The organism is Pseudomonas sp. JV449, from assembly GCF_032424295.1.
Taxonomy (GTDB): domain Bacteria; phylum Pseudomonadota; class Gammaproteobacteria; order Pseudomonadales; family Pseudomonadaceae; genus Aquipseudomonas; species Aquipseudomonas marginalis.
The window spans coordinates 642,866-661,564 of record NZ_VYKD01000005.1 but is presented as its reverse complement, the minus strand read 5'-3'; the positions used below and the strand labels follow the sequence as shown (position 1 = coordinate 661,564).

General features: G+C 61.1%; 25 protein-coding genes and 1 tRNA gene. 12 read left to right on the top strand and 14 right to left on the bottom strand.

What is annotated here, in order from left to right; translation table 11 throughout:
* Positions 1-66 precede the first annotated feature (66 nt).
* The 3 genes from F6S08_RS08375 to F6S08_RS08365 all read left to right on the top strand — a co-directional run bounded on the left by F6S08_RS08375 (position 67) and on the right by F6S08_RS08365 (position 1,188).
* Positions 67-140: transfer RNA gene (locus F6S08_RS08375), tRNA-Gly, on the top strand.
* A gap of 197 nt (positions 141-337) precedes the next feature.
* Entirely contained in the window at positions 338-862 is a 525-nt protein-coding gene (locus F6S08_RS08370) for a DUF3833 domain-containing protein (protein ID WP_315871509.1), read from the top strand.
* Positions 863-882: 20 nt separating this feature from the next.
* Positions 883-1,188 (top strand): DUF6482 family protein, encoded by a 306-nt coding sequence (locus F6S08_RS08365; RefSeq protein WP_027604346.1) that lies wholly within the window; start codon positions 883-885, stop codon positions 1,186-1,188.
* Between the two features lie 67 nt (positions 1,189-1,255).
* Here the strand turns inward: F6S08_RS08365 and F6S08_RS08360 are convergent, their stop codons facing one another.
* The 3 genes from F6S08_RS08360 to F6S08_RS08350 form a co-directional block, all read right to left on the bottom strand.
* Positions 1,256-1,495 carry a DUF6124 family protein gene (locus F6S08_RS08360; protein ID WP_027604347.1) on the bottom strand — a complete coding sequence of 80 codons (240 nt, stop codon included), beginning with the start codon at positions 1,493-1,495 and terminating at the stop codon, positions 1,256-1,258.
* Positions 1,496-1,782: 287 nt separating this feature from the next.
* Positions 1,783-2,970: an MFS transporter gene (locus F6S08_RS08355; protein ID WP_065928233.1), complete on the bottom strand. Its 1,188-nt coding sequence runs from the start codon at positions 2,968-2,970 to the stop codon at positions 1,783-1,785.
* On the bottom strand, positions 2,967-4,130 hold the full coding sequence (locus F6S08_RS08350; protein ID WP_065928234.1) for an MFS transporter: 1,164 nt from the start codon (positions 4,128-4,130) through the stop codon (positions 2,967-2,969). Before F6S08_RS08350 ends, F6S08_RS08355 begins: the two co-directional genes overlap by 4 nt.
* Positions 4,131-4,225: 95 nt before the next feature.
* Here F6S08_RS08350 and F6S08_RS08345 point away from each other — a divergent pair, with 95 nt between their 5' ends.
* The 5 genes from F6S08_RS08345 to F6S08_RS08325 all read left to right on the top strand — a co-directional run bounded on the left by F6S08_RS08345 (position 4,226) and on the right by F6S08_RS08325 (position 6,926).
* The gene (locus F6S08_RS08345; RefSeq protein ID WP_065928235.1) at positions 4,226-5,122 is read left to right on the top strand and encodes a LysR family transcriptional regulator; all 897 of its coding nucleotides are present in this window, start codon (positions 4,226-4,228) and stop codon (positions 5,120-5,122) included.
* Positions 5,123-5,286: 164 nt separating this feature from the next.
* Positions 5,287-5,469: a type II toxin-antitoxin system HicA family toxin gene (locus F6S08_RS08340; RefSeq protein ID WP_003189411.1), complete on the top strand. Its 183-nt coding sequence runs from the start codon at positions 5,287-5,289 to the stop codon at positions 5,467-5,469.
* A gap of 22 nt (positions 5,470-5,491) precedes the next feature.
* A complete protein-coding gene (locus F6S08_RS08335; RefSeq protein WP_027604351.1) occupies positions 5,492-5,902 on the top strand; it encodes a type II toxin-antitoxin system HicB family antitoxin in 411 nt (136 codons plus the stop codon).
* An 88-nt stretch (positions 5,903-5,990) separates the two neighbouring features.
* Positions 5,991-6,332 carry a hypothetical protein gene (locus F6S08_RS08330; RefSeq protein ID WP_065928236.1) on the top strand — a complete coding sequence of 114 codons (342 nt, stop codon included), beginning with the start codon at positions 5,991-5,993 and terminating at the stop codon, positions 6,330-6,332.
* A 93-nt stretch (positions 6,333-6,425) separates the two neighbouring features.
* Positions 6,426-6,926, top strand: a complete 501-nt coding sequence (locus F6S08_RS08325) for a methylated-DNA--[protein]-cysteine S-methyltransferase (protein WP_065928237.1) — start codon at positions 6,426-6,428, stop codon at positions 6,924-6,926.
* Here F6S08_RS08325 and F6S08_RS08320 read toward each other — a convergent pair whose 3' ends face one another.
* Complete coding sequence (locus tag F6S08_RS08320) at positions 6,927-7,709, bottom strand: GNAT family N-acetyltransferase (RefSeq protein ID WP_074844389.1); 783 nt, start codon at positions 7,707-7,709, stop codon at positions 6,927-6,929.
* 175 nt (positions 7,710-7,884) lie between these two features.
* On the opposite strand from F6S08_RS08320, the gene F6S08_RS08315 reads away from it, so the two are divergent.
* Positions 7,885-8,310 carry a low affinity iron permease family protein gene (locus F6S08_RS08315; protein WP_027604355.1) on the top strand — a complete coding sequence of 142 codons (426 nt, stop codon included), beginning with the start codon at positions 7,885-7,887 and terminating at the stop codon, positions 8,308-8,310.
* Positions 8,311-8,364: 54 nt separating this feature from the next.
* Here F6S08_RS08315 and F6S08_RS08310 read toward each other — a convergent pair whose 3' ends face one another.
* From F6S08_RS08310 to fos, 3 genes are all read right to left on the bottom strand, one after another.
* The gene (locus tag F6S08_RS08310; protein ID WP_027604356.1) at positions 8,365-8,892 is read right to left on the bottom strand and encodes a DUF4142 domain-containing protein; all 528 of its coding nucleotides are present in this window, start codon (positions 8,890-8,892) and stop codon (positions 8,365-8,367) included.
* Positions 8,893-9,010: 118 nt separating this feature from the next.
* Positions 9,011-9,652, bottom strand: a complete 642-nt coding sequence (locus F6S08_RS08305) for a LysE family translocator (protein WP_027604357.1) — start codon at positions 9,650-9,652, stop codon at positions 9,011-9,013.
* Positions 9,653-9,706: 54 nt separating this feature from the next.
* Positions 9,707-10,117, bottom strand: coding sequence for a fosfomycin resistance glutathione transferase (gene fos / locus F6S08_RS08300; RefSeq protein ID WP_315871508.1), 411 nt, complete (start codon positions 10,115-10,117; stop codon positions 9,707-9,709).
* A 100-nt stretch (positions 10,118-10,217) separates the two neighbouring features.
* Here fos and F6S08_RS08295 point away from each other — a divergent pair, with 100 nt between their 5' ends.
* Together F6S08_RS08295 and F6S08_RS08290 are read left to right on the top strand one after the other, a co-directional pair.
* The gene (locus F6S08_RS08295) at positions 10,218-10,457 is read left to right on the top strand and encodes a CopG family ribbon-helix-helix protein (RefSeq protein ID WP_065928241.1); all 240 of its coding nucleotides are present in this window, start codon (positions 10,218-10,220) and stop codon (positions 10,455-10,457) included.
* Positions 10,447-10,731 carry a type II toxin-antitoxin system RelE/ParE family toxin gene (locus F6S08_RS08290; RefSeq protein ID WP_074844384.1) on the top strand — a complete coding sequence of 95 codons (285 nt, stop codon included), beginning with the start codon at positions 10,447-10,449 and terminating at the stop codon, positions 10,729-10,731. The genes F6S08_RS08295 and F6S08_RS08290 overlap by 11 nt, the downstream gene beginning before the upstream one ends.
* Positions 10,732-10,738: 7 nt before the next feature.
* On the opposite strand, the gene F6S08_RS08285 is transcribed toward F6S08_RS08290, so the two are convergent.
* Positions 10,739-11,647: a LysR family transcriptional regulator gene (locus tag F6S08_RS08285; protein WP_256097803.1), complete on the bottom strand. Its 909-nt coding sequence runs from the start codon at positions 11,645-11,647 to the stop codon at positions 10,739-10,741.
* A gap of 77 nt (positions 11,648-11,724) precedes the next feature.
* Between F6S08_RS08285 and F6S08_RS08280 the strand changes: the two genes are divergently transcribed.
* The gene (locus F6S08_RS08280; RefSeq protein WP_065947350.1) at positions 11,725-12,213 is read left to right on the top strand and encodes a DMT family transporter; all 489 of its coding nucleotides are present in this window, start codon (positions 11,725-11,727) and stop codon (positions 12,211-12,213) included.
* Here F6S08_RS08280 and F6S08_RS08275 read toward each other — a convergent pair whose 3' ends face one another.
* The 6 genes from F6S08_RS08275 to yiaY form a co-directional block, all read right to left on the bottom strand.
* The gene (locus F6S08_RS08275; RefSeq protein WP_027604361.1) at positions 12,214-13,545 is read right to left on the bottom strand and encodes an MFS transporter; all 1,332 of its coding nucleotides are present in this window, start codon (positions 13,543-13,545) and stop codon (positions 12,214-12,216) included.
* 59 nt (positions 13,546-13,604) lie between these two features.
* Positions 13,605-14,546: a hydroxymethylglutaryl-CoA lyase gene (locus tag F6S08_RS08270; RefSeq protein WP_065947349.1), complete on the bottom strand. Its 942-nt coding sequence runs from the start codon at positions 14,544-14,546 to the stop codon at positions 13,605-13,607.
* A complete protein-coding gene (locus tag F6S08_RS08265; protein WP_065928246.1) occupies positions 14,543-15,736 on the bottom strand; it encodes a CaiB/BaiF CoA transferase family protein in 1,194 nt (397 codons plus the stop codon). Before F6S08_RS08265 ends, F6S08_RS08270 begins: the two co-directional genes overlap by 4 nt.
* 68 nt (positions 15,737-15,804) lie before the next feature.
* Entirely contained in the window at positions 15,805-16,734 is a 930-nt protein-coding gene (locus tag F6S08_RS08260) for a LysR family transcriptional regulator (RefSeq protein WP_065928247.1), read from the bottom strand.
* Entirely contained in the window at positions 16,734-17,408 is a 675-nt protein-coding gene (locus F6S08_RS08255) for an NAD(P)H-binding protein (RefSeq protein WP_065947347.1), read from the bottom strand. Before F6S08_RS08255 ends, F6S08_RS08260 begins: the two co-directional genes overlap by 1 nt.
* A 108-nt stretch (positions 17,409-17,516) precedes the next feature.
* Positions 17,517-18,665 carry an L-threonine dehydrogenase gene (gene yiaY, locus F6S08_RS08250; RefSeq protein ID WP_065928250.1) on the bottom strand — a complete coding sequence of 383 codons (1,149 nt, stop codon included), beginning with the start codon at positions 18,663-18,665 and terminating at the stop codon, positions 17,517-17,519.
* Between the last annotated feature and the right edge of the window lie 34 nt (positions 18,666-18,699).

Below are 18,699 nucleotides of genomic sequence, written 5' to 3'. Positions count from 1 at the left end.
CTGCACAAATTCCGAAGAAAAACTTCAAATCCCGGCGCACATCTGGTACAAAGTCAGCCGCTCTGAGCGGGTGTCGTATAATGGCATTACTCCAGCTTCCCAAGCTGATAACGAGGGTTCGATTCCCTTCACCCGCTCCACTCAGACATAGATTCCACGCCGGCAGGGTTTTGGCGGGGATGCATAAAAAAACCGGTCCTTGGTGGCCGGTTTTTTTATGGGTGGGATTTGAGATTCAAAAATAGAGTGCGCACAAACCTGTACAAATTTTATTTATTGTACAAGTATCATGCTTCGAGCGGCGGCACTTCGCCCCGCACCTTCGAAGAGCCAGGCCATGACACGTCTACTGTTTTCAATGTTGCTGGTCGTGAGCTTGGCCAGTTGCAGCAACGTTGAGGTCGACCACTACGCCGACCAGCAACCGAAACTGGACCTGGAGCGCTTCTTCAGTAAACCCGTGAAAGCCTGGGGCATCTTCCAGAAGCGTTCGGGGGAAGTGGCCAAGCGCTTTGAGGTCGATATCGCCAGCCGGCGCGAGGGCGACGCGTTGATTCTGGATGAGCGTTTCTTGTACAGCGATGGCACGCGTCAGCAACGGGTGTGGACACTGACGCCGGACGGCCCAGGGCGCTGGCGCGGACGAGCCGGGGATGTGGTGGGCGAGGCGATCGGCGAAGTGGCGGGTAATGCGCTGCGTTGGCGCTACCGGCTCAATCTGCCGGTGGATGGCTCGGTGTATGAAGTCAGCTTTGACGATTGGATGTACCTGATGGACGAGGACACCTTGATCAACCGCTCGAGCATGTCCAAGTTCGGTGTCGAGTGGGGTCAGGTCACCTTGTTCTTTCGTCGCCAATGAGCCCCAAGCGAGGGTCAATCATGAATATGCAAATGCTGGCCGAGCTGGCCGGGAAAGGCGAAATACGTGAGCTGGAGTTGCTGTCCCTGGAGGGCGGTTTCTATATCGCTCGCGTCAGGCTGGAGCACGTCGAGGCGACGTTACTGGACGATCACGGCAAGCCGATGCGCATCGGGTCCACCACGCATTTACGCGACCTGTTGCAGCGGGTTCCGCCGTTTCCTTGCGTACTGGTGCAACACTGCGTTCACGATGAAATGTGCGGTACGCGTGAAGGGCCTATCGGTGCGTTGCGCATTCCGTTTTCGCTGGCGGCGACACTGTAAATCCTGGCTCCCCTCCCCCGTGGTATGGGCGGCCTGGGAAGGCAAGCCTTTTCACCGTACGGGTGACCTACGCGGCTCGGTCCACGCGGTCCTGAACAGCCTCGACCAGCAGCAGGCCCAGTTCAATCATCTGCTGAATGGCCAGGGCAAGGTAGCGCTGTTGAGAGGGCAGGCTTTCGACGAACTCGTGGGTCATGGCACCTGCACCGGCGATGGTTTCGTAGGCGTTGGCGAGCAGCGCTTGAGTGTCGATTTCGGGACGGACGCTGAACAGTTTTACGGATGGATTGCATGAGTCAGTACACATCTGTTGATCCTCGTTAGGGACCGCATACCAGAGCTACTAAACAATGGGTGGCGGCTGTACGCAGGTTAGTAGACCGGCGAATCAACGAAACCGGCGCGCCCGAAGACGCCCTGCGTGCAGCCACCATAAGAGCAGCTGTACGCCGTTGATCGTATCGGGCTACTAAACCCGACCGCTGATGGGCAGCGGCTGACGAACCTTAAAGAGGTCGCCCAAGACGCACAACTCGGACGAGTCTGATCGTTGTGTAGGCAATGCCGCAAGGTTCAACTCTACGTTCTGACACCTCACTTTTCCTCCCCCCTCTGCACCACCCACGCCAACGGCAACGTCACACCCAACATCCCCGCCAACACCATCACCGCCACCGGCACGCCCAGCACATCCCCCACTGCACCAAACACCACCGGCGCCAACGCGCCACCGCCAATCGTGCCGGTGTAGAACAGCGCAAACGCCTGCTCGCGCTTGCCCGCGCCGGCAAGGTCGGGCACGGCGCCGTACAGCACCGAGGAGGTGCCATTCAGTACCAGCCCCAACAGCGGCAGCATCACCATCAACCCGCTGAGCGGCAGGTACACCGCCGCGACGATCAGCACTGCAGTGCTGGTTTCCGTGATCCACACGGTCTTCATCATGCCGATGCGTGCGCCGAGGTAGCCGCAGAACAATTTGCCGAAGGCACCACCGATGAACAGCAAGGTCAGGGCGAGGCCGATGCCAGCAGTACCGGCGCCTTTGGCTTGCAGCAGGAACGGCAGGAAAGTAAGAAATCCCATGCGCACGGCGCTGTCGAGGGTGCCGGTGAGGATCAGCGCGCGCAGGCCCGTGGCGGAGCCGCTACCCCTGAGGAACTCGGCTTTTTTTGTGGCGGTGGATTCGGATGCTTGAGCAGGAATCAGCCACCACAACAGCCCCGCCGCCGCCAGGCCAAGCAGGCCCAGCAACGTGGCACTGGCCCGCCAACTGATGACGGTGAGCAGCAGCCCGACCAGACCAGGAATCAGGGTTTTGCCGATATCGCCGGAGAAGTTGTACTGGGACAGCGCCTGCTTGATCCCACCGCCGTCCTCGTAAGCGTCGGTGATCATCGACGAGGCCAATGGGTGCTGGGTGCTGGCGCCCAGGCCGCCGAGCAGCAGCGCCACCAGCAACACGCTCAGCCCTGTCGCCTGGCCCACCAACAGGTAGGCGACACCCGCCAACGCCGTGCCGCCCACCAGCATCGGTGTGCGGCCCCAGCGTCTGGCGGCGCGGCTGGCCAGCAATTGGAACACAGCCATCATCCCGGAATAGGCACCCCGCAGAAGGCCGATCTGGGCGTAGGACAAGCCGAACTGAGCCTGCCAGACAGGCAGCAAAACGTAGATCACATCAGTGAGCCCATCATGCACGGCATGGGCGCTGCAACCGGCGAACAAGGCGCGACGGCGCGTCGATGATTCGGGCGAAGGCACAGCGACGGTGTCGTTCATGGTGCAGGAATCAGCTCAGGTTTAAGGGGCTTCCAGCCGGTCAAGGCGATCAACAAGGTCAGCAGCTGGAAACCGATGATCAGCACCACGCACCCGACCCAGCCCCAGCGCTCCCAGATCAGCGCCGGGACAATGGCGCCGCCACTGCCGCCCAGGTAATAACAGGTGAGATACACCCCGACAGCACCCGTCTTGTTATCGCCCGCGGTAGCGGTGATAAACCCATTGGCGGCCGCCTGGGCGAGGAACACACCGGTGGAACTGAACGCCAGGCCGACTACGATGCACCAGAGGGAGGGCATCAGGGTCAACGCCGAACCACTGACGCCCAGCACGGCGGCGACACCCAGCAGTTGGGCATGGGGCCGGGCTTTGCTGAGGCGTCCAGCGATGGGGATCACGATCAACGCCAACAGGAACACCATATAGAGCGTCCCCAACGCTGCAGGCCCAAGGTTGAACGGCGGCAGGCCCAAGTACAAACCTGCGTAGGTAAACGCCGCGACTTGCGAAAACAACACGCAGAAACCTACGGCGTATGCCGCCAACAGCGGCCTGCGAAATACACCTGACGAGGAGGCTTTAACCTGCACGGTCCGCGGGCGGTTGGCCGGCAACAGAAACTGGATGAATCCGCCGACCATCAAGCTCAGCACCGCGAGCACTTCAAAGGCCTCACGCCAGCCCACATACTCGGTCATGACTCCGGTGACGAAGCGCCCGGCGAACCCGCCCAACACGGTGCCCGCGACGTAGAGACTCGTCACCTCCGTGACCGTGCCGCCGCTCCAGCGGTCGCCGATGTAGGCCACACTGGTGGCGAACAGCACCGGGATCAGCATGCCCTCGACAAAGCGCCACACCAGCACTTCGGCAAAGCTGTCGGCATAAGCGGTCATCAATGCCGGCACCGCCAGCAGCACAGCGGCCACCGAGATCACCGTGCGTTGTGCAAAACGTCCGGTCAGGCGACTGACGAAAGGTGCCGTGATCGCCACCGCCAGGGTGGTGACGGTGATGCTCCAGCCCGCCTCCTTGGCACTGATATGAAAGTGCGCGGCGAACGTCTGGAGGATGCTTTGGGTCGCATAGAGGTTGAGAAACGCCGCGCAGCCACACAGGAACAGGGCAAGGCGGGCACAATGCAGGCGCAGTTTCATGAAACCTCTCGTTTTATTTTGAAAGGTCTTTATAGAATGGCCGGCAGGTCTTGAACCAATACCGAATTCCGACCGATTGATACCCAAGGATCAGGATGCTCGACCTACGCAAGCTGCGTTACTTTCTGACCGTCGCCGAAGAATTGCATTTCGGTCGCGCCGCCCTGCGCCTGCACCTCGCCCAGCCGCCTTTGACCCGGCATATTTCAGCGCTGGAGGCAGAGTTGGGTTTCAAGCTGTTCGATCGCACCAGCCGCACCGTGACCCTCACCGCACAGGGACGCTCGTTCTTGCCCTATGCACGTGGCGTGTTGGAACAGGTGGAGTTGGCTCAGGTGATTGCCGGGAAGTTGGCAGCAGGGACAGCGGGTCAACTGGCCTTGGGCTACGTCAGCTCGATTGCCCTGTCGGACCTGTTCAGCCAATCGATCCAGGCCTTCGCCCAACGCTTTCCCGATGTGCAACTGACCCTGGTGGAATGCGCCTCCGGCAGTCTCGGTGCGCAAGTGGCCGATGGACGGCTGGATATTGGGTTGAGCCGGCTGTTGCCACAAAACGACGCAGTGCAAGCGCTGTCGTTGGGCGAGGAACCCTTGGTGGCAGCGGTGTCGAGTGACAGCCCGTTGGCCAGCCTGGCCGACATCAGCCTGGCGCAGCTCAGTGCCTATCCTTTGATTCTGTTTCCAGCCGATTACGGCTCGGGGCTGAACCAGTCCATCGAGCAGCTTTACCGCCACCATGGCGTGCCCCTGCATGCCGGGCCGACCGGACGGCAGATCACTTCGATCATTGCACTGGTGGCCGCCGGGCAAGGGGTGGCGCTGGTACCGGCCTGTACCCGGAGTTTGATGAACAAGGGCGTGACTTATCGGCCTTTGGTGGAGGCGGATGCGTGTGCGCAGTTGTTGGTGTTGACGCCGACCGAAAGACACAGTGTGTTGATTGACGCGTTTCTTGCCGTTATCGAAGAGGCATTACACATCCGGCAATGACCCGAAAAACCCCGCAATATCTCCCCGCTGCGCCGATCCCACTCGCTCTTACACTGCATTCACCATCTGCCGAAATGCCGGTCATCGAAGACCGGTAGGTAGAGTGTTGATAATTTATTTTCAGTGGTTATAGTCACCACCAACACACACCACAAGGAGGTGCTGTGGATAGCCGATACTTGATAGGTCACATCGTCGCAGACGGCTGGTACCTGGTGCGCATCAGAGGCAGTCATCACCACTTCAAGCACCCGACGAAGCCTGGCTTGGTGACGATCCCCCATCCAAAGAAAGACCTGTTGGACAAGACCGCCAAGAGCATTTTGAAACAAGCTCTGTTGAGTTAATCGTCCCTGGAGAACAACGAACATGCTGTACCCCATCGCAATTTCAACTGGTGACCACGATCACGCCTGGGGCGTGGAAGTCCCGGATATTCCCGGTTGCTACTCTGCCGGTGACGATCTGGACGACGCCATGGCCATGGCGCGCGAAGCCATCGAAGGGCACTTCGAAATCCTCGCGGAAGACGGCGCGCCGATCCCGAGCGCCCAGAAGGTCACCGTGCATGCCGCCAACCCTCAGTACGCCGGCTGCACTTGGGCGGTTGTAGACATCGATGTCACCAAGTACCTGGGCAAGGCGCAAAAACTCAACATCACATTGCCGGGCTACCTGCTCAACCGCATCGATGAATATGTACTGCACCACCCGGAGGAAAAAAGCCGCTCCGGCTTCCTCGCGTCGGCGGCGCTCAAGGTGCTGCAACAGGATCGGTAGCTGCAACGGGAGCAAAGTCTGAATGCGGCACTGCATCCATAGCGTGATGATGTCGCTTCATTGAGCTTGCGACCCCAGGGTTATTGCCATGATTGAACCCAAACAACCCACATCCACACCTGTACTGCGCCAAGTGCTCGGCTGGGTGCTGGTGTTGCCACTGCTGGTCGCGCTGGTGCGGCTTCCGTATCCCTTGGGGCTGGGGCTGGCGCTCGGATCAATCGCCGCGTCCGTCTACGGCGTAGGGTTTGCCAGGCGCCATGCCAGCCGAGGCGTGACCGTATTCGCTGCAATCGTCACGCTGTTCAATCTGATTTCCCTGGTCGCCATCGGGGAGGCCTCAGTCATCATGGGGCTCTACAGGATTTCCTGGTTCTACTGGTACCCGTACTATTCCAACTGGGTTTACTGGAATGTCCAGGGCCAGTAAGAATTCCACCGCAAGAAACGTAGTGTTCAGTCCGGCGGATGGCAATACCGTAGGCCTGTAGCGTTTAACAACTGCCCCTCGAGGAGCCCGCTCATGCCTTACGAATACAAGCTCATGCCTTCCCCTGTCGGTGAGCTCACCCTGGTGGCGCGCGATGGCAAGCTCAGTGCCATCCTGTGGGAAGTCGAGCGCGCCAACCGTGTGCGCCTGGGTCAATTGCACGAAGCCAACGACAGCCCGGTGCTGTTGGAAACCGAGCGCCAGTTGAAGGAGTACTTTGCGGGGACTCGCCACACATTCGACCTGGAACTGGATTTCACCGGTACCGCCTTTCAGAAGCAGGTCTGGCAGGCGCTGCTGACTATTCCTTTTGGCGAAACCCGCAGCTACAGCCAGATCGCCCGGCAGATCGGCAACCCGAAAGCCGTACGTGCCGTGGGCGCTGCCAATGGGCGCAATCCTATCTCGATCATTGCGCCGTGCCATCGAGTGATTGGTGCCTCGGGCACCTTGACCGGGTTTGCCGGAGGACTCGACGCCAAGCAGTATCTGTTGACGCTTGAGGACCGCAGCCAGGTGAAAATGAGCTTCTGATCAGGCGATTGCAACCGGCCCCCGAGTAAAAGCCTGGTAATCGAATAAGCCTTCGAAACCCAGCTTGCGATACAGCGAGATCCCCTCCATCGTCGCTTCAAGAAAACAGCGCCGGGCCCCCAGGCTTGCAGCGTGAAGAAGGGCGGCTTGAAGCAATCGTGTGCCATAACCTCTTGCGCGAAAATCCACGAGCGTGCCGAAATCGCTAAGCCGTGCCTCCCCATTCCACATGGATAAAGTCAACGAACACCTCACCTGCCCCTCGGTGGAAAGGATGAAGTGGTGAAGCGATTGGCCCGCTTCAAGAGCCCGCTGGTGCCGGGCTTGATAACGTGCAACACCCTCGGGCGCCATCGAAAACGCATTGCCAAGGGGAACTGCCCAGTGGGCCAGGTTCCGAGTCAAGCTGATCTGCACCGAGCGGTCATCCGTAGATGAAACAAAGCCCGACAGATCGAGGACCATCGCAGTGGTCTTTTCGGCAGGCTGAAAACCCAGCCCGATGAGGGCCTCGGCTACCGCACCGACCTTTTCCTCATGAATCACGACGCGCGTATCCAGAAAGATACGACGAAGCAAGTCCAGGGGCGCTGCCATAGCCCCCCCCATCGGGGCACTGCCGACTCGGATAAACAGCAGGTTCCACGGGTCGAAATATTCGCCGGTAAAGTAAGCGTTGATACAAGCGTTGTAGTGGCGATGCTGCGAGCACGTCGCGGCGAAATAATGATCTTCGGTCTGGTGATAAAGCGTAGGCAGGTCGCAGGCGGTATCAGCGTGCATGGGAATTTCCGCATAAAAACCCAGTCTTGCGCCTATCGCTGCAGAGCGCCGTAGGCTCACTCCTAAGAACCCTGCAGAAAACGCACAATGTTGTTCACACCCTAAGTTGTAAAAAGAAATTTCAGAGCGTGCCTGTGGTCAGTATTTTCATCACTCACCTTTAAGGAAAACGGTCATGAAATTCTCTGCAGTCTCACAATCCCTGTCCCGTTGGGCAGGCAGTGCCCGGACGTTCTATGCGGCGGTCGCGTTGATTTTCCTGTGGAGCTTGAGCGGTCCGTACTTCCACTACAACGACACCTGGCAGTTGATCATCAACACTTCGACCACCATCATCACCTTCCTGATGGTGTTCCTGATCCAGAACACGCAAAACCGCGATAACGACATCCTGCACATCAAGATCGATGAACTGCTGCGGGTCTCCAAGGATGCGCAGAACGCCGTGCTGAGCCTGGATGGCCTGGACCGCAAGGAGCTGGAAAAACTGCGCCAGGAATACCGCAGCATCGGCAACACCGGCACCGTAAGCCTGAACAGCAGTTGCGGCCACGCGGCCGATGACGCGGCCCCGAACAAAACCGACCTGAACCAGGCGTAAAAAAACGGCGGTTGGACATGATCCAACCGCCGTTTTTCATATCAAGCGAAGGGCTCAACCATCGCCTTGATGGCCCTTACCGTAGGTCGAGGCCAGGGCTCGGGCCTTTTGCAGACGTTCTTCCAGCTTGGGCAGCGTCTCATCCACCAGTGCCTTGATTTCCGGCACGTCCGAGGCCGCCCCTTCGCGCTTGAACAGGGCAATGGCGTCTTCGTTTTCCTTCACTTGCTGCGCGGTGTAGGCCGCGTCGAAGGAGTCGCCGTCCTTGAGTTCGGGCATCAGGGTTTCGGCCTTGTCGACGATCTTCTCCCGTGGGGCCACTGGCAGGTCGAGCTTCTTGGCGATCGCCGCCAAATGCTGGTTGGCCAGGGTGCGCTCGTTGATCACCTCGATGGTGTAGTCCTTGATTTCCTGGGACGAGGTCTTGGCGTGGGCCATGCGACTGGTTTCGATATCGGCCATGCCTTTGGCCGAAGCCTGCTCGATGAATTCAGCAGGCGACTGGGCGAAAGCATTGCTGGCGCCGAGGCCCAGCAGCATCGCGAAACTGGCGGTGCGTAACCGGATAGCCATGCGGCTCATGATGGGTTCCTCCAGGGCAAAAATAGGTGCGGGGAAAGACACCTCGCCCTGAATTTGAATTTTCCGGGCGGCAAAGGTTTAGAAAAAACTTACCCGTGCGACGAACGGTCGTGGCCCGTCAGGCGGGTTTGCTGCCGAACAGGCCTGGCAGCGCATGGGCCAGGGCATTGATGGCGAAGCCGATAAACATCACGCCGCAGAGCCTGGTGATGAGGATTTCATGGCGCTGATACACGGTGCGCACCCGCTGGGCACCGACCACGCCGATCAGGATCGCGTAGGCCAACAGGCCACCGACGAAGCTCAGGAAGATCAACGCCGGCAGCATCGACCAGGTCAGCAATTCGGCGCGGCTGGACAGCAATGCAGTAAATGTCGCCACGGCCACCGGATACGCCTTGGGGTTGGTCAAGCCGAACAGGATGCCGTGCCAGAACGGATGCCGCGCCGCGCCCTGGGGGGCTTCACTGCTGCGACGCTGGGTACGAATCGCGCGCCAGCCGAGCCAGAACAGGTACAGCCCACTGAGCACGCCGAGCACATCGAACGCGCTGCTGCCTACTTCCCGCGCGCCCACAATCGCGATCAGCGCCGTACTGCACCACAGCACATCGCCGAGCAAGTGCCCGCACAGAAACCCCGCCCCGGCACGACGCCCCCGGGCGGCGCCGATGCCAAACACCGCCAATACGCCGGGGCCAGGCGTAATACCGTAGATAAAACCCGAAGCGAGGACGGCGAGCAGCAAGGAGGGGGTCATGGGCGCGACTCTGACAAAACGTAGGAAGGTGGACGGATTCTGCACGTTCCTGCGCTATGGGTAAAACCTCATTCCCGCATAGGGATTGTCGCGGCAAGCCAACAGACGCGAAGCCAGGTCGCCGACATGGGCTTCGAGCTTATGGCCGTCGAGATCGAGGAAATAGAACGAGGCACCTTCGCTGCGATTGTCGCGCCACTCTTGCACCTTGGCGGCGCGCAGACGCGAGACCAGCGCAGCGAACTCACTCGTTGCGACTGTAAACGCATAGTGGGTGTAATCGGCCCCTGGCTTCGACTCGTGCAGCGGATCAAGCGACAGGCATAGCCATAGGCCCGGCAATGACAAATAGGCGCCGGAGTCCCAAGTAGCCTCGAGCTTGAGTTGCAACAACTCATGGTAAAAGGTGACGCTGCGCTGCAAATCGGTGACCGACAGGGTCAAGTGATTGAGGCCTGAGAGCATGAGCATTTTCCTTATCGGCCCCCCCTGACGAACGGGGGTAAATCGTGAAGAGATGACAATGTAGTATGTTGCACTACATATCACTACATCGAGGCTCCCCATGTCTGTTATGTCCCTACGCATACCCGAAGACATCGCCGCCACGCTTGCCAGTCTCGCCAAGGCGACCGGGCGCAGCAAATCCTTTCTCGCAGTCGATGCATTACGCGAATATTTGACGCGCGAAGCGTGGCAAATCGAAGAAATTCAAAAAGCATTGAAAGAAGCAGACGCAGGCGAGTTCGCAACGGCTGCGGAAGTAAAAGCCGTCGCCGATAAATGGCGCACCAATGCAGGTTGAGTGGCTGAGGACAGCCCTCAAGAACCTTGATGATGAAGCCGCGTACATTGCGCAGGAAAATCCCAAAGCCGCCCATGAGTTCGTCCAGGCCATCATGGTTGGGCTAGGACATGTCGCTGAATTTCCTGCAGTGGGAAAGGAAGGTCGAGTGCCAGGAACGCGGGAGTGGGTAGTGCCTCGATGGCCTTACATCGTTCCCTACCGGATTCGAGATGGACGATTACAAGTGATGCGAATTTTTCATACACGTCGCCAGCCACCGACATCCTGGTAGCAACCATTCAGCCCTGTAACCCTCCCTGCACTCGCCCAATCAACCACTGCAACCCCGAATCCCCGCCTCGTCGCGCATGCCACGCCAGTTCAAAGGTAAACGACGGAATATGAAACGGCGGCGCCACGGCGACCAGATGCGGGTGATCAATATTCAGCAAGCCTCGCGACGATACGGTGAGAATCAAGTCCGTGCCCTCAATCAACTGCGGCGCCACCCCCCAGTGCGGCAGGCTGATCGCCACATGCCGTCGTTCACGAATCGCCGTCAGCGCTCGTTCGATTTCCGGCGCGCCGCTGCCGCGCATTTCCAGCAGTACGTGGGGACGCGACAGATACGTGGGCAGGTCGAGCACACCGTTGTGCGGCAGGCTGTTGCGGTCCAGCAGGCAGGTGTAATGCTCTTCGAACAACGGCGCAGTGCGCAGCTCGGCGGGCATGTCGGGGAAGACACCGGCAGCCAGGTCCAGATCACCATTGAGCACACCGTCGACCATGCCTTCGCGGCTGGCCTGGATGATTTGCAGGTCGATACCGGGCGCCTCACGCCGCAGGACGCGGACCAGACCCGGCAGGAAAATCGCCGCACTGTAGTCCGACATCGCCACGCGAAACCGGCGCTTGGCCGATGCCGGGTCAAAGCGATTCGGCGCCAGCAGCGCCTGCACCTGGGCCAGGGCTTCAGCCAATGGCGCCGCCAACTCCAGGGCACGGGCCGTGGGCACTAACATGCCGCCCTGGCGTACCAGCAACGGGTCACCCAATAAATCGCGCAAGCGCGCCAGCGCGTGGCTCACTGCCGGCTGGCTGAGGTGCAAACGCTCGGCGGCGCGGGTGACGTGTTGCTCACTGAGCAAGGCGTCAAGGACCACCAACAGGTTAAGGTCGATGCGGCGCAGATCATTCATCAGCTGCATGTTCTGTATAAAAACTTGGAATTTAAATTTGCGTGACGAATAGCCTAGAGTCCAGCAAAACCTCTGGGAGATTCGCCATGACGACGTTGCATTGGGCCGGTTTTTTGTTATTGGCGGTGATCGCCGGGGCGGTAGTGCCGTTTCAAAGTGCGATCAATGCCAACCTCGGACGCGGCCTTGGGCATCCGTTGTGGGCCACCCTGGCGTCGCTGCTGGTGAGCATCCTCGTGCTGCTGCCGGTGATCGTGGCGCTGCGCCTGCCGCTGCCCGGCCTCGCATTTATCACCAAGGCGCCGCTGTGGATGTGGGCCGGGGGCGCGTTTGGCGTGTGCTTTATCGCGCTGGCGTTGACGCTGCTGCCCAAGCTGGGCGCGTCGGGATTTATCGCCCTGGCCATGGCCGGGCAAATTCTCGCGTCGCTGCTGCTGGATCACTTCGGCCTGTTTGGCTTGGCCGAGCGCTCACTGACAACGCCCCGAATCCTTGGCGCGTTGTTGTTGATGGGCGGCGTGGCGTTGATTCAGTTCAGCGCCACACCGGCCCGAGCGCTGACAAACGCCGGCTGATCAGGCCTTGTCGAGGGTGCGCAGCTTTTGCGGCAGGCCCCACAGCAGCAGGGCCGCCGCCAACAACGCGCACACGCCGATCACATAGAGTGCCGGGGTGGTGCTGCCGGTAAGGTCCTTGATCCGCCCCACCATCACCGGGCTGACAATGCCGCCGAACTGCCCGAGGGTATTGATCACCGCAATCCCGCCCGCCGCGCCTGCGCCGGCACCGGCCAGCAACTTGGGTGGCAGGGTCCAGAAGGTCGGGATCGACGCGATGATGCCGGCGCCCAACATGCCCAGGGCGATGATCAGGAAGGTGGTGTGGTCGGCAAAGATCCCGGCACTGAAGAAGCCCACCGCGCCCAGCACCACCAAGCCGCAGACAAACTTGCGGCGCTCGCCGGTCGCGTCCGACAGCCGCCCGATCACCACCATGCTGATCGCGCCGCACACATAGGGAATCGCGGTGAGCAGGCCGATCATCACCGGGCTTTGGGTGCCGGCGCTGCGGATCAGCTGCGGCGCCCAGAAGTTGAGGCCGTAAGACGCCACCTGGATCAGGAAGTAGATAAACCCGAGCATCAGGAAGCCGGGAATGCGGATCGCCGACAGCAGTGAGCCGCCATGTGTGTTCGGCTCATGCCGGGCAATACGGCTCGACAGCAAAGTCTTCTCCGCCGGCGTCAGCCAGTGCGCGTCTTCGATACGGTCCTTGAGCAAGGTCAGCACCAGCAAGCCCAAGCCGATGCAGGGCAAGCCGCCGAGCAGGAACAGCCAGTGCCAGCCGCGCATCTGCAGCACGCCGTCGAGGTGTTCCAGCACCAGGCCGGAGAACGGCGCACCTACCAGGCCGGCAAAGGCGGACGCCAGGAACAGCATCGAGGTAATGCGCCCGCGGAAGTGCTGCGGGAACCACAACGTCAGGTAATACAGCACACCGGGCGCGAAGCCCGCCTCCATCGCACCGATGATGAAACGCAGGCCATAGAACTGCCATTCGGCGGTGACAAACACCATGGCCGCCGTGGCCAGGCCCCACGACATCATGATCCGCGCGATCCAGCGCCGCGCGCCGACCTTGTACAGCATCATGTTGCTCGGCACTTCAAAGATCACATACCCCACCACGAACAACCCGGCGCCCAGGCCGTAGGCGGTATCGCTCAGGCTGAGGTCGGCCTGCAGCTGGAACTTGGCAAAGCTGATGTTGATGCGGTCAAAAAACGCGAACAGGTAACACACCATGATCAGCGGCATCAGGCGCCAGGCGACCTTGCTGACCAGGGCTTTTTCGGCATCGATTTCAGCGGCCGGGCGCGCGCCGGCCTCCAACGTATTAGTGCTCATGGTTTCTCTCCAGCGGACTGCTCACAGGCGTCCGATTGTTTTTGTTGTCTGGTATGGCGTTACAAGGCGGCGATGTAGTCCGGCGGCGGATGCAGGTCGCAATTGCGCCCGGCCTTGGCCACCTGGCCGGGTAATTCATGGCCCAGCAAGGCCGGCAAGCGGCGGGACAGGCTCAGCAGGTGCGGCAGGTCGACTCCGGTGTGAATGCCGACCTCTTCACACAGGTTGACCAGGTCTTCGGTGCAGATATTGCCCGACGCCCCCGGCGCAAACGGGCACCCACCCAGGCCACCCAACGCCGCGTCAAAACGCCGTGCCCCGGCTTCGTAGGCGGCCAGCACATTGCACAGGCCCAGGCCGCGGGTGTTATGAAAATGCAGGGTCAGGTCGCTGGCGGGCACGCGTTGCAACACGCGCTTGACCAGGCGTTCCACCTGGCGCGGGTTGGCCATGCCAGTGGTGTCGGCAAGGCTGATGCCCTGGATGCCCAGTTGCAGATAGGCGTCGACCAGTTGCAGTACGCGGTCTTCATCGATCCTGCCTTCGAACGGGCAGCCAAAGGTGGTGGCGATGCTGCCGTTGAGGCGTACCGGGTGCCCGGCGGCAAAGCTGACGATATCGTCGAATGCCGCCAACGACGCCTCGCACCGCATGCGCATATTCGCCAGGTTGTGGGTCTGGCTGGCCGACATCACCAGATTCAGTTCATCGGCGCGCGACTCGACGGCGCGCTGGGCGCCCTTGAGGTTAGGGATCAGCGCAACGTAGATCACACCGGCTTTACGCTCGATGCCCTGGAACACGTGTTCGCCATCGCGCAATGCAGGGATGGCCTTGGGCGACACGAAAGAACCGGCTTCGATCCGCGAAAACCCGGCCAGGGAAAGCTGGTCGATCAGGGCGATCTTGTCAGCGGTTTCAACCCAGGTCGGTTCGATTTGCAGGCCATCGCGCGGGGACACTTCCTGCACGATCAGCGGGTCGCAATAGTCAGTGATCATTGCACCACTCCCGAGGTTTTCAGGCGTTGAATGTCGGCAACCGTAAGGCCCAGGCTGCCGAGGATGTCATCAGTGTGCTGGCCCAGGCTCGGGCCCTGCCAGTTCACGGCGCCGGGGGTTTCCGAGAGCTTGGGCACGATGCCGGGCATCTTCACCGACACACCGCCCGGCAGCTCGGCATTGAGCAACATGTCGCGCGCCTGGTAGTGCGGGTCGCTGACGATATCGGCCACGGAGTAGATGCGCCCGGCCGGCACTTCGGCGGCTTCCAGGGCGCTGAGCACCTGCTCGATAGGCAGGCTGCTGGTCCAGTGGGTGATGGCGGCATCGAGCAAAGCGCTTTTCGCCGCACGACCATCGTTGTGGGCGAATTCGGCGGCTTCGGCCAGGTCGGCACGGCCGATGGTGGTCATCAGGCGCTTGTAGATCGGGTCGCTGTTACCGGCGATCACCACATAGGCACCGTCGGCGGTCAGGTAGGTATTCGAAGGTGCGATACCGGGCAAGGCACCGCCGCTGCGCTCACGCACGTGGCCGAGCATGTCGTATTCGGGCACCAGGCTTTCCATCAGGTTGAACACGCTTTCCGCCAGGGACACATCGACAATCTGCCCGTCGCCCTGGCCGGTCTTGACCCGCAACAACGCCATCAGCGCGCCGATCACGCCATGCAACGACGCCAGGGAGTCGCCGAGGCTGACGCCGACCCGCGCCGGGGGCGAATCGGGGTTGCCGGTGGTGTAGCGAATCCCGCCCATGGCTTCGCCGATGGCACCGAAACCAGGGCGGTCGCGGTACGGGCCGGTCTGGCCGTAGCCGGAGATACGCACCAGGGTCAGCTTGGGGTTGAGCGCGTGCAGTACGTCCCAGCCCAGGCCGAGTTTTTCCAGGCCACCGGGGCGCAGGTTTTCGATCAGCACATCGGCGTCGCCGAGCAGTTGCTTGATCAGGTCCAGGCCTTCAGCGGACTTGAGGTCCAGCGCCAGGGATTTCTTGTTGCGCGATTGCAGGTACCACCACAGCGAGGTGCCTTCATGCAGCTTTCGCCATTTACGAAGTGGATCGCCCTGCCCCAGGGCTTCGATCTTGATCACCTCGGCACCGAACTCGGCCATCAGCCGGGCGGCGAACGGCGCGGCAATCAGCGTGCCGATCTCGATCACCTTGATACCGCTCAAGGGAGCCGTCATGGGGTGTACCTCTTATTCTTGGAATGTGCAGCCAAGGCTAGAGGACAGGGACAGGAAAAATCCAACCGTCAGTTGGCAAGGAGCGTTCGCTGAATGCGAACGCTCAGGTAATCGAACAGCAGCCGGCTCACGGGTGACAACTGCGCCTCATCGCGCACCACCAGGATCAAACTGCGGTCCGACCAGGCATCGGTCAGTGGCACGGCATGCAGGCCCAGGGCACGGCCAAACAACTCATAGGCCTTCAGCGGCAGGATGCCGATGCCCATGTTCGCCTGGACCATCCGGCACATCGCATCAAAGCCCGGCACATGAATACGCAGGCGCAGTGTCTTGCCGGCCTCGCGCGCGGCGGCGTGGGTGCGCATGTTGATCGAGCTGGCGGCGTGCAGGCCCACGTAGTCACTGTCCAGGGTCTCGGCGAAGGCCAGGCTTTCGCGCGGCGCCAACGGGTGATCCGCCGGCATCAATACCACCAGTTTGTCGTGGCGATAGGTCACGCTGGGCAGGCCCTTGGTGTCGGTATCACTGGAGCAGATCCCCAGGTCCGCCACCCCATCCAGCACACCTTGCACCACGCCATTGCTGGGGCGCTCTTCAAGGTCGGTTTTCACTTCGGGATGCAGCTCGGAAAAATCCCGCAAGTCTTCTGGAAGAAACTGAATAATCGCCGAGAGATTGGCCAGCATCCGCACGTAACCGCGCACGCCGTGGCTGTGTTCGCCCAGTTCCAGGCCCATTTTTTCCACGTTGAACAGCATCTGCCGGGCATGATGCAGCAGGGTTTCGCCGGCGGCGGTGAGGTCCATGCCCTTGGCCCGTCGCACGAACAGGCTCACCCCCAGCACCTGCTCCAGCTCCATCAAACGCTTGCTGGCTGCCGACACGGCGATGGCTTCGCGGGCGGCGGCGCGGGTCAGGGTGCCCTCTTCGAACACCGCGACGAACAGCTGCAGGGTGATCAAGTCAAGGCGACGCACCAGGCTCTTGTGCAACATCAGGCGCGCTCGGACGCCAGGCGATTGATCTCGGCCTGTTCCACCACCGGTTGCGGCGCGCCATGGCGCACCGCCGCGAGCATCGCCCGGCCGACAGTCTCCGTGCTCACCACCCAGCCCGGCTTGACCCGACGCACCAAGGACAGCACTGGCCCGAGCACGGAATAGAAGGCTTGATACAACGGCGTCTTCGAGCGCACACCGTGCAGCGGCTGAATGATCCCCGGCCGGAACAGGTACACCGCCTTGAACGGCAGGCGCAGCAGGGCATTCTCGGTCTTGCCCTTGACCCGCGCCCACATCGACTTGCCCGCCTCGGAGCTGTCGGTACCGGCGCCGGACACGTAGATGAACGTCATTTGCGGATTAAGCCGCGCCAGGGTGCTGGCGGCGACGAGGGTCAGGTCATAAGTGAGGTGGGTGTACTTGATTTCATTCAGGCCCGCCGAGGAGACGCCGAGGCAGAAGAAACACGCGTCAAACCCTTGCAGCAGGTTTTCCAGGGGTTGGAAATCCAGCATGTCGCTGTGCAACACCTGATGCAACTTGCCGTGTTCCCGGGTCAGGGGCGTGCGGCCGACGGCGACGACTTCCTGTACGTCATCGGCCAGCAGGCACTCGCGCAGGACGCCCTGGCCGACCATGCCGGTGGCACCGAATAACAGAACTCTCATAAGGGGACCTCAGCGGCAAGCCGCAAGCTTCATGCTCAAGTTGAATGCAGTGCGAGACTCGCACCTTAACAGCTTGTAGCTTAACGCTTGCAGCTTGAGGCTGCGCCGTCAGAACGCGCTGCGAAAGATCTCCTCAATCTGACGCTGATCGGCGCGCCGTGGGTTGGTCAGCCCGCACGCGTCCTTCAATGCATTGGTAGCCAGCAGCGGAATGTCCTGCAACTTGGCCCCCAGTTCGCGCAGGCCGGCGGGGATTTCAACGTCTTGGGACAACGCTCGAATAGCCGCGATGGCCGCCTGAGCCCCCTCTTCCACAGTAATACCCTGGGTGTCCGCGCCCAGCGCGCGGCCGACATCGCTCAAGCGCTTGGCACTGACGCTGGCATTGAAGCTTTGCACATGGGGCAGCAGCACCGCGTTGCACACGCCGTGAGGCAGGTCGTAGAGACCGCCGAGTTGGTGGGCCATGGCATGCACGAAACCCAGGGAGGCATTGTTGAACGCCATGCCTGCGAGGAACTGGGCATAGGCCATGTTTTCCCGCGCGGCCTTGTCGCTGCCGTCGCGTACGGCCAGGCGCAGGTTGGCGCTGATCAGTTCGATGGCCTTGATCGCGCAGGCGTCAGTGATCGGAGTGGCCGCCGTGGACACGTAGGCTTCGATGGCGTGGGTCAGGGCGTCCATGCCGGTGGCGGCGGTGAGGCCCTTGGGCATGCCGACCATCAGACTCGGGTCGTTGACCGACAGCAGCGGCGTGACGTTGCGGTCGACGATGGCCATTTTTACGTGGCGGGTTTCGTCGGTGATGATGCAGAAACGGGTCATCTCGCTGGCGGTGCCGGCGGTGGTGTTGATCGCCACCAAGGGCATCTGTGGCTTGCTGGATTGGTCGACGCCTTCGTAGTCGCTGATATGCCCGCCGTTGGTGGCGCACAGGGCGATGCCCTTGGCACAGTCATGGGGCGAACCGCCGCCCAGGGACACTACGAAATCGCAGGCGCTCTGCTGCAGCAACGCCAAGCCTTTCTCGACGTTTTCCACATTGGGGTTGGGCTTGGCGCCGTCGTAGACCACCGAATCGATGTCCTGCATCGCCAACTTCTCGGCGATCATGCTGGCCACGCCCGCCTTGGCCAGGCCCGCGTCGGTGACGATCAGCGCTTTGCGAAAACCGTAGTTGCGAATGGCGTTCATGGCTTCGTCGAGGCAGTCGGTGCCCATGATGTTGACGGCGGGAATGAAGAAGGTGCTGCTCATGGCGAATCCTCGGATGACGTGTATGCCTACAGCA